Origin of the sequence: Haloferax mediterranei ATCC 33500, assembly GCF_000306765.2 — an archaeon.
GTDB lineage: Archaea > Halobacteriota > Halobacteria > Halobacteriales > Haloferacaceae > Haloferax > Haloferax mediterranei.
Map to the genome: position 1 here is coordinate 19,605 of NC_017941.2, position 12,387 is coordinate 31,991.

Sequence of the window (12,387 nt, forward strand, 5' to 3'; positions counted from 1 at the left end):
TCGTGTACGGACACTCATAACTCTCCGCTTGTCGCCGTTCATAACTCTCCGCTTGCTGCCGCTCATAACCCTCCACTTGTCGCCGTTCATAGCTCACCCCTTCCACCGAATCGGTCTATGACGACGAAGCTCATCGAGGTGACGACGAGGAGGACACACCCCATCGCCGTCGCGGGACCGAGTCGGCGGCCGAGGAACCGTTCGACCGCAACGGGCATCGTGTAGCTTCCCGACCCTTCCGCGAGGATAATCGTCGAGTCGAACTCGCCGATGCTGATAGCGACGGCGAAGGCGGCTCCGGCGACGACGCCGGTCCAGACAAGGGGCAACTCGATGTCGAGGAGTGCGCGAGTTCGGGTCGCACCGAGCGACCGGGCTGACTCCACGAGTCGGCCGTCGAGTCGGGAAAACAGGGGTGCCACATTTCGCGTGACGAAGGGGTACGCACCGACCGAGTGGGCGGCGATGATTGCGAGCGTCCCGGTGACGCGGATTCGGGTTCCGAACACGTCCACGCCGAAGACGAGACCGCGGAGCAGACCGAGACCGACGACGATACCCGAAACCGCAAAGGGGGCCATCGAGAGCACGTTGATAAGACCGCGGCCGCGGTACTGCCGAGTCGTGAGAATGGCCATCGTCACGCCCATCGGGACGGCGACGAGGAGCGTTCCCGCGGCGAAGACGAGCGAATTCCAGATGGCTGGAAGCGGCTTTACCTGAAAGCTCGCGCCGGTCGCCTGCCGCTCGACGAGGAATGCGTAATGCGAGAGGGTAAACCCGCCGTCGCCGCCGGTGACGCTCGCGAGAACCATGCTCGCAATCGGGACGATGAAGACGAGTCCGATGATGATTCCGTATCCGGCGATACCGACTGTTCTGAGGGCTGCTTTCGGCGTCCAGTCGGCCGGGAGCACGGACTGTCGCGGAAGCGGGCTTGCCGCTCCACCGGCGGCACGTTGATTCGCCTCGTACCAGAGGTACACCGCCGTTAGCGTGAGCGAGATGACTGTCTCGATGACTGCCAGACTGGCCGCTTCGGCGTAAGCGAGGTCGCGGACCTTCGAGTAGACGAACACCTCGATGGTCGCCAGTTGGAACCCGCCGAGCGCGAGGACGATGGGAAACGACGCGAACGTAAAGATGAACGTCAGGGTCGCGCCGATACCGACCGACGGAAGGAGTTGCGGAAGGACCACGTCGCGGAAGGCCCGACGAGGATTCGCACCGAGCGAGCGGGCCGTTTCGACGGTTCGGGCGTCGACACTCTCCCACGCGGCGGTGACGATGCGGGCGACGAGCGGCGCGTTGTAGAACGCGTGGGCGACGATGATGGCTTCGAGCGTAAACAGTAACTCGACCGGCGGGAGACCGACGACCGAGAGTGCGCGATTGAGCGTCCCGTTGCGGCCAAACGTCGCAACGAACCCGATAGCGACCATGATAGAGGGCATGACGAACGGGAGGATGGTGAGCGAACGAAGCGTCTCGCGGCCGGGGAACTCGAAGCGGGAGAACAACCACGCGGCGGGAAGCCCGAGCGCGAGACTGGCGATAGTCGAGTAGAACGCCTGCTTCGCCGTAAACCAGATAATATCGACCAGATAGAACTCGTTCGTCAGAATCGAAATGATGGGGTCGAGGGTAAACCCGCCCTCTTCGAGCACCGCGTCAGCGAAAACGGTGGCGACGGGGTAATAAAAGAGGACGAGGAGGATGACGGCGGTGGCCGCCGCGACGACCGAGAGCAGTCGCTGTTCGAGCAGGCGAGTGACCCGGCGTGCCGGGATTCCGCTCACCTCACTTGCTTGCGAACTCTTGTTCCCACGCGTCGGTCCAGTCACTCAGGTTACCCTTGAGGCGGTCGTAGGAGAACGTGACGGCTTCCGGCGGTTCGTGGGCGTATTTGGCGAAGTCGGCGGGGAGTTCAGCGGTGGTTGTCGCCGGGAACGCAACGTTCCGGACGGCGATTTCGGCCTGCACTTCGGGCCGAAGCATGAAGTCCATGAACTCGGTTGCGAGTTCTGGGTTGGCGGCGTCGGCGAAGGTGGCCATCCCTTCGGGGTTGGCGTAGCCCTGGTCGTTCAGGAATCGAATCTGGTGTTTGGCCATGTCCTCGCCGGACTCTGCGGCATAGACCTGGTCGGTCGAGTACGAGACGACCATCGGGGCCTCGCCCTTCGAGTAGGCGTTGTAGGCTGGTTCCCATCCGCCGAGAACGCGGACGCCGTTTTCCTTCAACTTGGCCCAGTAGTCGAGGTAGCCATCTTCACCTTTCGCGTCGATGGTGTGGAGTAAGAACGCCTTCCCCGTCCCCGACGACGTGGGATTCTGTGCGAGAAGCGTCCCCTCGAATTCGGGTTTGAGCAGCTCGTCGAACGTCTTCGGCGCGGTGAACGCCCCGTCGTCGCCTAGCGTCTCGTTGTAGACGATAGATACGTAGCCTGTGTCGTAGGGGACGGCGCGTCCCTTGGGGTCGAATTCGAGTTCTTCGTTCACGTCGCCACTGTGAGAGAGTCCTTCGGTCGGCGTGAACAGTTCGCCGTCGAGGTTCTCGTCGATGCGGACGAGCATCTGCGCGTCGAGGCCGACGTAAAGGTCGGCACCGGATTCGACGCCGCGGTGTGAGCGCTCGATGTAGTGATTGACGCCCGAATCGGGTGTCTGCCACTTCAGTGTTGCATCGAACTCAGATTCGAACTGGTCTTTCAGCCACGGACCGGGGCTCGAACTCACCGTGTCAACGAACGGCCCGTAGGTTCCGATGGTGAGTGTCGGAGACTCCCCGCCTGTGGTTGTCCCTTGCGTCGTTGTCGTCCCCGTAGCCCCACCAGACTGCTCGGTCGTCGTCGACTCGCCACCTGTTCCGGTACATCCGGCGAGGAGTGCCGAAGCACCACTCGCACCGGCGGCCTTCAAGAAGGTCCGTCGTCTCATTACCGGGTTGTTGTACTGTGTGGTATTTAACGCCCGTGATACGTCCGGTTTCGATACTCCCGGCTGAGAGGTTGTGAAACGGCTGTATTCGAGGGAACCGCTTTGACTAATGAGCGTGTATTAACAAGAGTACTGTCGTGGACTATCCTTCGATAATAGCCCCGTCGCGGGCTTCCCATTCCGTGAGGCTGCCCTCGTAGAACTCGACATTGTCATAGTCGAGATGTGAGAGGACGACGTAGGTATGGCTGATTCGGCGCGCAGTGTTGCAGTAGAGCACGACTCGCCGGTCGGGCGTGATTCCGACCCCTTCGAGAATCGCGTCGATTTCTTCGCGTGGTTTCAGCCCACGGGTCTCGTCGTCGACGAGTTCGCGCCAATCGAGGTTGACTGCGCCGGGGAGGTGCCCTTCCACAAACTCTTCTGGCTCGCGAGTGTCGACGATGACCGCTTCTGGCTCGTCGAGTGCCGCTTGGACCGTCTCGAAATCGACGAGCGGTGTCGTTTCGGGGTCGGAGGGTTCGTAGGTCGTCGCGGCCACCTCGGTCGCCTCGGTCGTCGTTTCGTGCTCGCGGTTCCACGCGCTGAAGTCGCCGTCGAGGAGATGCAACTTCTCGAAGTCGTGGCCGTACAACAGCGCCGTCACGAGAAACCGGGCCGCGAAGACGCCGTGGGTGTCGTCGTAGGCGACTACGTCGTCATCGGCCGCGATACCCGCATTCGACATGAGGTCGGACCATACGTCTCGACCGGGGAGCATACCCGTGTCACCATCGGCGCTTCGAAACTCGTCGAATGGAATCGAGACGGCACTCGGAAGATGTCCGATACCGTCGAATTCCCAACTGTCTCGCACGTCAACTACGCGAACATCGTCAAGTCGGTCCGCGAGCCACGTCGCAGAGACCACGTCTACCATGCGCCCACGTATCCATTCCGTGGATTTAGGTTCGCGGCTCCTCGCACCCCTCGCCCCGTGTCCGGAGTAGCAGAGTATGTTGCCGGTATATCGAAAAAACGACTTCAAAACCCGCCAAACACCGGTTATGGGGACCCACCCGACGGCCGAACCCCCAAATTCTGGGTGATACTTGCCGCATCACCCGGGGTCAGGATGTACATGCCGTCGATGTGAAAGTTATGGGGTTCGGTTTCGTATGGGAAGATGCGATGTCAAACTCCGATTACGCAAAGGACGTACTCGTCTCTGCGGACTGGGTGGAATCCCACCTCGACGACTTCCAGAGCGACGACCCGACGTACCGACTTGTCGAAGTCGACGTTGACACCGAGGCGTACGACGAAAGTCACGCACCCGGTGCCATCGGCTTCAACTGGGAATCCCAGCTTCAGGACCAGACGACTCGCGACATACTGACGAAGGAGGACTTCGAGGACCTTCTCGGCTCCCACGGCATCTCGGAGGATTCGACGGTCGTCCTCTACGGTGACAACTCGAACTGGTTCGCTGCCTACACTTACTGGCAGTTCAAGTACTACGGCCACGAGGACGTTCACCTCATGAACGGCGGCCGCGACTTCTGGATCGACAACGACTACCCGACCACCGACGAAACCCCGTCCTTCTCGGAGCAAGACTACACGGCGAAGGGTCCGTTCGAGGACATCCGCGCCTACCGCGACGACGTCGAAAAGGCAATCGACAAGGGTCTGCCGCTCGTCGACGTTCGCTCGCCTGAAGAGTTCTCCGGCGAGATTCTCGCCCCGCCGGGACTGCAGGAGACCGCCCAGCGCGGCGGCCACGTCCCGGGTGCCAGCAACATCTCGTGGGCCGCAACGGTCAACGCCGACGGCACGTTCAAGTCGGCCGACGAACTCCGCGAACTCTACGCGAAGGAAGACATCGAAGGCGACCAGTCCACCATCGCCTACTGCCGCATCGGCGAGCGTTCGTCCATCGCATGGTTCGCCCTGCACGAACTCCTCGGCTACGAGAACGTCACCAACTACGACGGCTCGTGGACGGAGTGGGGCAACCTCGTCGGCGCGCCCGTCGAGAAAGGAAACTGAGGCCGCCTCCGTTTCAGTTCGTCTCGGACTCAGTCGTCTCGAATCCGATTTTCGATTCTTTTTGCGGTCACATCGGGAGCACGCTGACGCCGACAGCGACGATAACGCCCACGCCGAAGAGTACCATCACGCAGTAGCCCATGATGTCGCGGACTGAGAGACCGCTGATGGCGAGAAGCGGAATGGCCCAGAACGGCTGAATCATGTTGGTCCACGCGTCTCCCCACGCTGCGGCGATGGCGACCCGAGGAATCGACTCGCCGGACGCTTTCGCGGCCGTGACGAGCGTCTCGCCGATGACAGCCCACTCGCCCCCGCCGGACGGGACGAAGAAGTTCACGAGACCGGCGGTGAAGAAGGCGAACACCGGGAGCGTCCCATCGGGTGCGACGGCGACCATCCCCTGTGCAATTTGCGTTGCGAGGCTGACTGACCCCTCCGGCGCGTAGGCCATGATGCCCATGATGCCAGCGTAGAAGGGGAACTGAAGGATGATTCCCCAGACGTTCTCGACCGCTTCGACGATAGCTTCGATATACGCCTTGGGTGTCCTGTGGAACAGGAGTCCGAGGAAGAGAAACGCGAAGTTGACGATATTCAGGTTCAGGTTGTTCCACGGCATCGTTCCCGCCTGAATTCCGTCCCAGAAGAACAGGCCAACGGCCAGTAAGCCGACGAGACCGATACCCATGCCGATGAGGGACGAATGCTCGATACGCGTCGCAAGGGATGCATCCTCGGGAAGCGAGACGTTCGCCGTGCCGCCGTCGGACCGTGCATCCGACGAGGCTCCCGAATTGTCCATTCGCTCGCCGCCGTCGGTCGCTGCTTCCAACTCCTCGGGGTCGATGGGCGTCTTCTTCGCGTCCGACTTCGGGTACATCAACGCGAACAGCACGGGGAGAAAGAGGAAGCCGACGACAGCCACGAGAGCGAGGTTCACCACGGTGAAGATGGTGCCACCGGTACCGAACGTCGTATCGAGAACACCGGCTTCGATGAGGAAGTTCCCGTCAGTGTTCAACAAGAGCGGAATCGACCCGGCGAGGCCGCCGTGCCAGACCACGAATCCGGCGTACGCGCCAGCGACGACGATTGGGAAGTCGATGCCGCGAATTTCGGTTGCAACCTTCCGGGCGAACAGCGCGCCGACCACCAACCCAAGCCCCCAGTGGACGAACGACGCCCCGGCGGCGACGACGGGAACCATCGCGGCGGCTCCCCGCTCGGTGTCCGGAACTCTCGCGAGTTTGGTGAGGAGCCTATCGACCGGTCGCGTCTGTGCGAGCGCGTAGCCCGTCATCAAAATGAGTGTCATCTGCATCCCGAACGAAAGCAGGTTCCAGAACCCGCCGTACCACCCGTCCATCAGGATGTTGCTCGCGTGACTGACGGTGCTTGTCCCCGTGCCCGGCGAGACGGAGACGAACGCCAGTATGTATGCGACCCCCGTCAGGATGATAGCGAACAGGAATGCGTCGGGCAGGTAGCGCTCGACGAGTTCCGAACTACTCTCCGCTGCTGCTCTGATGAAGTTTGACATGATTCAACATACCATAATCATAGTTAAACATAATTTTTTAGATTCTGACCTGACTACGACGGTCATAATCACTGAATCACGTGTCTGTGGCGCTGACCTTGCGTCACTCCACCGTCGTAGACTGCCCCCGGAATTCGCCGCCGCCGATGGGTACAAACCCAACTCGGACGTACATATCCGCATGACAGATTTCCTCGACTCGCTTCGCGATGCGCACGAGACACCTCTCTCTCGACTCGGCTCTTCGAAGGCGCTGTACGCCGTTACCGGCGGCGAGATGGATGGGGACGCAGTTCGCGCCGCGGCAGCCGCCGAGGCCGACGCCGCAATCGACCTGTTCGATTCGTGGGCCGCCGACGAGTCGAACGACGAGGTTGTCGACCTGTTTTCGGACCTCGCCGACACCGCCCGCGACCACGCCGAAACCGTCGATTTCGACCCCGATTCCGACGCACCGGCTATCTACGACTTGCTTTCGGACTTCGACGCAACCGACGAACGACTCGGCGGCGCGCTCGCACGCGCGCTCGTTTCGCTGAAGACCGTCGAGCAGATGGTCGGCTTCTTCGTCGGCGATGCGGACCCGATGACCGCGAGTACGTTCCGCACGCTCAAGACCGACCTCAACGACCAACTCGACACGCTCGCGAACGCCGTGGACGAATTCGCCGAGGACGAGGCTGTCGCCCGCGAGGCCGCGGACGAAGTCGTCGAAACCGCATACGAGGAGTACGTCGAGACGCTGGAGGGGATGGGAATCAAGCCGAAGAACGTCTGTTAACCTACTTTTTTACTCCTCGGGGTCGCCGAAGGCGACCCGCTCGGAGCAAAAACCTGGAGCAAAAACCTGGAGCAAAAACCTGGAGCAAAAAAGCCGCGATGAGGCCGAAGGCCGAGTCGCGGTACAATATTCTTGTAGTACCGGTCTGTCGACTCTTTGAAACTCCATACTACCGGAGATTGTGACCCATCCGGACGGCCGTTGGCTAGCATCCGGCGACCGAGTGGTCCGTTAGGACTCGGTAGGTCGCTGGTTCACTCGCCGAAGACGAGGCGTGAGCGCGACCAACGGGAGCGCGATACGTATTTGGTCCAGCTTTTGCCGAGGGCTGGCAGCGCCAGCCCGTAGCGCAAAAGATGGGCGTGCCAACTCCTCTCGTTCCAGTTGAAACGAAGGGGTGTGTCAGACGAGCGTCAGACGCCCGGAACGTCTTTTCGGTATTCGAGGACTTCCTGTCGCGCTTCGCGCACCGTCTCTTCGACGTCGCCGTCGACTTCTTCGGCGAGGTCGTTGAGCGTCGTCATGTGGCGCGCGAGGCGGCCGTGGTCCGGTCCTTGGTCGCGCGTCGCGAGTTTCGCTAACTGGTCGGACTGGTCGTAGAGTTGTTCCTGTACCTCTCCGTCCGTCGCTTCGGCGGCCTCCTTGAGCAACTGACTCGCTCGTTCGAGTTCTGGTCGTGACATACGGTATGGTACGGTAAGTCAACGGAAAACCGTTCCTCCGGCGACAAGCACCGCCTCGCTCAAGTACACCGCGACCCAACGACGGACAATGAGCGAGTCCGGTCCCCTGTCCGCCGATAGACCCGAGGTAGACCGCGAATTCCGCGTCGATGCGCCCTTCGACCCGGCGGGCGACCAACCCGAGGCAATCGAAGCGCTGGCCCGCGGTTACGGCGAGGGTGCCGACGTACAGACCCTCCTCGGTGTCACCGGTTCCGGCAAGACAAACACCGTCTCGTGGGTTATTGAGGAGATTCAGAAACCGACGCTCGTCCTCGCACACAACAAGACACTCGCCGCCCAGTTGTACGAGGAGTTCAAGAGCCTCTTTCCCGACAACGCGGTGGAGTATTTCGTCTCCTACTACGACTACTACCAACCCGAGGCGTACATCGAACAGACCGACACCTACATCGACAAGGACATGTCGATAAACGAGGAAATCGACCGCCTGCGCCACTCCGCGACCCGGTCGCTTCTCACCCGCGACGACGTTATCGTCGTCGCTTCGGTCTCCGCCATCTACGGTCTCGGCGACCCGAAGAACTACACCGACATGTCCCTCCGCCTCGAAGTCGGTGAGCAACTCGACCGCGACGAATTGCTCAAACGCCTCGTGGACCTCAACTACGAGCGAAACGACGTGGATTTCCGACAGGGTACGTTCCGCGTCCGCGGCGACACCGTCGAAGTGTTCCCGATGTACGGGCGTTACGCGGTCCGCGTCGAGTTCTGGGGCGACGAAATCGACCGGATGCTGAAGCTTGACCCGCTCGAAGGCGAGGTCAAGTCGTCGGAACCGGCGGTGCTCGTCCACCCGGCGGAACACTATTCGATTCCGGAAGACCAACTCGAAGGCGCTATCTCCGAAATCGAGGAACTGATGGAAGCGCGCGTGAAGCACTTCCAGCGACAGGGTGACCTCGTCGCCGCCCAACGAATCGAAGAGCGGACCACCTTCGACATCGAGATGCTGCGCGAGACGGGCCACTGCTCCGGCATCGAGAACTACTCGGTCCACCTCTCGGACCGCAAACCGGGCGATTCGCCGTACACCCTCCTCGATTACTTCCCCGACGATTTCCTCACCGTCGTCGACGAGTCGCACGTCACGCTCCCGCAGATAAAGGGCCAGTACGCGGGCGACAAATCCCGGAAGGATTCGCTCGTCGAAAACGGGTTCCGGCTCCCGACGGCCTACGACAACCGCCCGCTGACGTTCGAGGAGTTCGAGGAGAAAGTCGGCCAAGCGCTGTTCGTCTCCGCGACGCCCGGCGACTACGAGCGCGAGCACTCCGAGCAAATCGTCGAACAAATCGTTCGGCCGACGCACCTCGTTGACCCCAAAGTCGAGGTCACGGAGGCAACAGGCCAAGTAGACGACCTCATGGCCCGAATCGACGAGCGAATCGACCGCGAAGAGCGCGTCCTCGTGACCACGCTCACGAAGCGGATGGCCGAAGACCTCACCGAATACCTCGAAGAAGCCGGTGTCGACGTGGCCTATATGCACGACGAGACCGACACGCTCGAACGCCACGAACTCATTCGGTCGCTCCGCCTCGGCGATATCGACGTGCTCGTCGGTATCAACCTGCTCCGCGAAGGACTCGACATCCCGGAAGTCTCGCTCGTCGCCATCCTCGACGCCGACCAGCAGGGCTTCCTGCGCTCCGAGACCACACTCGTCCAGACGATGGGCCGCGCCGCCCGCAACGTCAACGGCGAGGTCGTCCTCTACGCCGACGAGATGACCGATGCGATGGAGGCGGCTATCTCCGAGACGCAGCGTCGTCGTCGCATCCAACAGGAGTTCAACGAGGAACACGGCCACACACCGAAGACCATCGAAAAGGAAGTCGGCGAGACGAACCTCCCCGGAAGCAAGACCGACACCCGAGGCGTCTCGGGCGACGCTCCCGGTGATGCCGACGAAGCAGCCAAACAGATCGCGTTCCTCGAAAACCGGATGCAGGAGGCCGCCGACAATCTCGAATTCGAACTGGCCGCGGACATCCGCGACCGGATTCAGAACCTCAGACGCGAGTTTGACATCGACGCGCTCGACGACGGCGTCGCGCCGGAATACTCCGATGAGGACGACGACGGTCTCGCCCCGCCGGACGAGTTCTGACGTTCCTGCGTAGCGAACCAGTCGGTAAGCCGACGCGCGCCAGTGGCTCACTCCCGCTGAGACCCGCGAACGACTCATCTACGAGACCGATCGGAGTCTCGTTCGGCGGGTACTTGCCCTCTCATGCGTGCCACAGTCTTCGGGTCGGAACACATGTCGCCGCTTTTTCGACGCCCGTCGGTGTGGGGAACGTACCCAAAACCTGTGTAGTCATCAAGACTTATCACCCCGACTTCGCTATGCCCGACCCACCGTGATCCGCAACTCGGCGGACGAAGCCGCAGGATACCCCGTTCACCACGCCTATCCGAACGGAGGCATTACCTGAATGACCTCCACGTCCGAGCGCTCGTCGCTCGACAGTCCGGGCGGTCGCTCGACACCGGCGCTCCCGGTGTGCGATGCGGTCCCATCTTCGGTAGTCGGTGAACACGCGCGGGTCGATTCCGCTGACGATTCGGTGTGCAGGCTATTTTCGTCGCGTCACTCCACGCGAGTAGGCGCGAACGTCACTGCGAACTGATAACAACGAGAACCATGAGCTCTCAGTCTCTCAGTCACGTCCAGAAGTCGTTCTTGAAGTACCAACACATTCTCGTGTTCATCGCACCCGTGCTGTTCCTCGCCGCTGTGTTCACCATAGCGCCGACGCCGGCCGACGCCAATATGGACTATTGGCTCCAATACTGGTGGTTGTTCCCGGTGTTCGTTACCGGAGCGACTATCGTGAACACGGTTGGAATCAGCGGGTCGGCCCTGTTCGTCCCGTTTCTCATCTTCATCTTCCCAATCTTCGCGCATCCTCTCGAACCCGCGACGTTGGTGAAGGTGGGTCTCATCAGCGAGGCGTTCGGTCTGTCGAGTTCGGCCGTCGCGTTCATCCAGTACGGACTCGTCGACCGGCGACTCGCGCTGAGTCTCGTCGCCGGGTCGATTCCGTTCGTCGTCGGAGGCGCGCTACTTTCGTTTATCATCCCGGAAGTCGTCTTCCACGCGCTGCTCGGAATCGCGCTTCTCGCGGCGTCGTACCTCCTGTTCAAGACGGACCTCAACCACGAGGAACCTGGTTCGTCCGGTTCGGACCACGCGACCGCCACTGACGGCGGAACCGTCACCGACCTGCCGAACGACCCCGGAAAGCTCGGTCCCGCGGGCGTCCACACGGCTGACGACGGAACCGTCACCCGCGTCGACCGCGAGGGCGACGACTACCGCTACACCCGCGGTGGCTACCTCCGTCGCTTCGCTAACTACAGTATCGGCGGCACGTTCCAGGGCCTCGCTGGCTTCGGTATCGGCGAACTCGGCATCATTTCGATGCTCGGAACGAAGGTCCCCGTCCGCGTTGCCATCGGCACGAACCACATCGTGGTCGCGCTGACCGCCATTCTGGCGTCGCTCGTCCACGTCTTCGGCGGCGGCCTCGTCGGCGGCCACTCGCTTTCGCTCGCCAGCACGCCGTGGAACATGGTCGTCTTCACCGTCCCCGCGACGGTTCTCGGCGGCCAAATCGCGCCCTACGTGTCGAACGCACTGGAGACTGACACCATCAAGAACTTCGTCGGCGTCCTCTTCGCGATTATCTCGCTGGCGCTGTTCCTGATGGCGTTCGGTGGTTTCTAATCGGGCGGACCGCCCGTCTCGGACACACTCCGTCTGTCTGACACGAACTACTTCCCAGTTCCTGAAACGAACCCCAAACCTACTCCACGCACGAAATCAACGTCCAATCTATTCCGATGTACGACCACATCCTCCTTCCGACCGACGGCAGCGATGCAACCGACGCGACAATCGAACACGCAGCAACCCTCGCGGAGACGTACGACGCGACCGTTCACGTCCTCTCAGTCGCCGACTCGCGCAACCGCTTCGAGACGCCGTCCGCCGGTATCGCCCCCGACGTGTGGGAAGAATCCGAGCGCAAACGCGCGGAGAACGCTGCTGACGCCGCTATCGATGCGCTTCCAGACACCGTCGCCACGGAGAAGCTTGTCGAAGAAGGCGTCCCGCACGCGGTCATCATCGACTACGCCGACGACGCCGACATCGACGTCGTCGTGATGGCGACACACGGCCGAACCGGCCTCGACCACTACCTCGTCGGGAGCGTCACCGAGCGCGTCGTCAGAAAATCGTCTGCGCCCGTCTTGACTATCCGGGCGAGCGGCGACGAGTAGGCGACTCACCCGTCGAATCGGCTGTTTCTTCACCGCTGTTTCCACACTCTTTTGACTAC

The 12,387-nt window shown here is 61.7% G+C and carries 11 protein-coding genes; 6 read left to right on the forward strand and 5 right to left on the reverse strand.

The features are described from left to right. Positions 1-86: 86 nt before the first annotated feature. The 3 genes from HFX_RS00100 to HFX_RS00110 all read right to left on the reverse strand — a co-directional run bounded on the left by HFX_RS00100 (position 87) and on the right by HFX_RS00110 (position 3,856). Complete coding sequence (locus HFX_RS00100; RefSeq protein WP_004058802.1) at positions 87-1,799, reverse strand: ABC transporter permease; 1,713 nt, start codon at positions 1,797-1,799, stop codon at positions 87-89. Position 1,800: 1 nt separating this feature from the next. Beyond that, complete coding sequence (locus tag HFX_RS00105) at positions 1,801-2,937, reverse strand: thiamine ABC transporter substrate-binding protein (RefSeq protein ID WP_004058801.1); 1,137 nt, start codon at positions 2,935-2,937, stop codon at positions 1,801-1,803. 142 nt (positions 2,938-3,079) lie between these two features. Next, positions 3,080-3,856: a sulfurtransferase gene (locus tag HFX_RS00110; RefSeq protein ID WP_004058799.1), complete on the reverse strand. Its 777-nt coding sequence runs from the start codon at positions 3,854-3,856 to the stop codon at positions 3,080-3,082. A 251-nt stretch (positions 3,857-4,107) separates the two neighbouring features. On the opposite strand from HFX_RS00110, the gene HFX_RS00115 reads away from it, so the two are divergent. After that, positions 4,108-4,968: a sulfurtransferase gene (locus tag HFX_RS00115; protein ID WP_049917468.1), complete on the forward strand. Its 861-nt coding sequence runs from the start codon at positions 4,108-4,110 to the stop codon at positions 4,966-4,968. A gap of 67 nt (positions 4,969-5,035) precedes the next feature. Here HFX_RS00115 and HFX_RS00120 read toward each other — a convergent pair whose 3' ends face one another. After that, positions 5,036-6,511 (reverse strand): short-chain fatty acid transporter, encoded by a 1,476-nt coding sequence (locus HFX_RS00120; protein WP_004058792.1) that lies wholly within the window; start codon positions 6,509-6,511, stop codon positions 5,036-5,038. Positions 6,512-6,692: 181 nt separating this feature from the next. Here HFX_RS00120 and HFX_RS00125 point away from each other — a divergent pair, with 181 nt between their 5' ends. Then, positions 6,693-7,292 carry a hypothetical protein gene (locus tag HFX_RS00125; RefSeq protein ID WP_004058791.1) on the forward strand — a complete coding sequence of 200 codons (600 nt, stop codon included), beginning with the start codon at positions 6,693-6,695 and terminating at the stop codon, positions 7,290-7,292. A gap of 413 nt (positions 7,293-7,705) precedes the next feature. Here the strand turns inward: HFX_RS00125 and HFX_RS00130 are convergent, their stop codons facing one another. After that, complete coding sequence (locus HFX_RS00130) at positions 7,706-7,975, reverse strand: DUF7553 family protein (RefSeq protein WP_004058790.1); 270 nt, start codon at positions 7,973-7,975, stop codon at positions 7,706-7,708. An 88-nt stretch (positions 7,976-8,063) separates the two neighbouring features. On the opposite strand from HFX_RS00130, the gene uvrB reads away from it, so the two are divergent. The 4 genes from uvrB (at position 8,064) to HFX_RS00145 (ending at position 12,328) form a co-directional block, all read left to right on the forward strand. Beyond that, positions 8,064-10,148: an excinuclease ABC subunit UvrB gene (uvrB, locus tag HFX_RS00135; RefSeq protein ID WP_004058788.1), complete on the forward strand. Its 2,085-nt coding sequence runs from the start codon at positions 8,064-8,066 to the stop codon at positions 10,146-10,148. A 328-nt stretch (positions 10,149-10,476) separates the two neighbouring features. After that, a complete protein-coding gene (locus HFX_RS19005; RefSeq protein ID WP_081603719.1) occupies positions 10,477-10,671 on the forward strand; it encodes a hypothetical protein in 195 nt (64 codons plus the stop codon). 14 nt (positions 10,672-10,685) lie between these two features. Further along, positions 10,686-11,771 carry a sulfite exporter TauE/SafE family protein gene (locus HFX_RS00140; protein ID WP_004058787.1) on the forward strand — a complete coding sequence of 362 codons (1,086 nt, stop codon included), beginning with the start codon at positions 10,686-10,688 and terminating at the stop codon, positions 11,769-11,771. A gap of 116 nt (positions 11,772-11,887) precedes the next feature. Further along, a complete protein-coding gene (locus HFX_RS00145) occupies positions 11,888-12,328 on the forward strand; it encodes a universal stress protein (protein ID WP_004058785.1) in 441 nt (146 codons plus the stop codon). Positions 12,329-12,387 lie beyond the last annotated feature (59 nt).

Bases quoted from the DNA above. Each gene is read 5' to 3' on its own strand.
- HFX_RS00115 (WP_049917468.1), top strand. From the start codon at position 4,108: ATGTCAAACTCCGATTACGCAAAGGACGTACTCGTCTCTGCGGACTGG.
- HFX_RS00140 (WP_004058787.1), top strand. From the start codon at position 10,686: ATGAGCTCTCAGTCTCTCAGTCACGTCCAGAAGTCGTTCTTGAAGTAC.
- HFX_RS00130 (WP_004058790.1), bottom strand. From the start codon at position 7,975: ATGTCACGACCAGAACTCGAACGAGCGAGTCAGTTGCTCAAGGAGGCC.
- HFX_RS19005 (WP_081603719.1), top strand. From the start codon at position 10,477: ATGACCTCCACGTCCGAGCGCTCGTCGCTCGACAGTCCGGGCGGTCGC.
- uvrB (WP_004058788.1), top strand. From the start codon at position 8,064: ATGAGCGAGTCCGGTCCCCTGTCCGCCGATAGACCCGAGGTAGACCGC.
- HFX_RS00110 (WP_004058799.1), bottom strand. From the start codon at position 3,856: ATGGTAGACGTGGTCTCTGCGACGTGGCTCGCGGACCGACTTGACGAT.
- HFX_RS00105 (WP_004058801.1), bottom strand. From the start codon at position 2,937: ATGAGACGACGGACCTTCTTGAAGGCCGCCGGTGCGAGTGGTGCTTCG.
- HFX_RS00125 (WP_004058791.1), top strand. From the start codon at position 6,693: ATGACAGATTTCCTCGACTCGCTTCGCGATGCGCACGAGACACCTCTC.
- HFX_RS00120 (WP_004058792.1), bottom strand. From the start codon at position 6,511: ATGTCAAACTTCATCAGAGCAGCAGCGGAGAGTAGTTCGGAACTCGTC.
- HFX_RS00145 (WP_004058785.1), top strand. From the start codon at position 11,888: ATGTACGACCACATCCTCCTTCCGACCGACGGCAGCGATGCAACCGAC.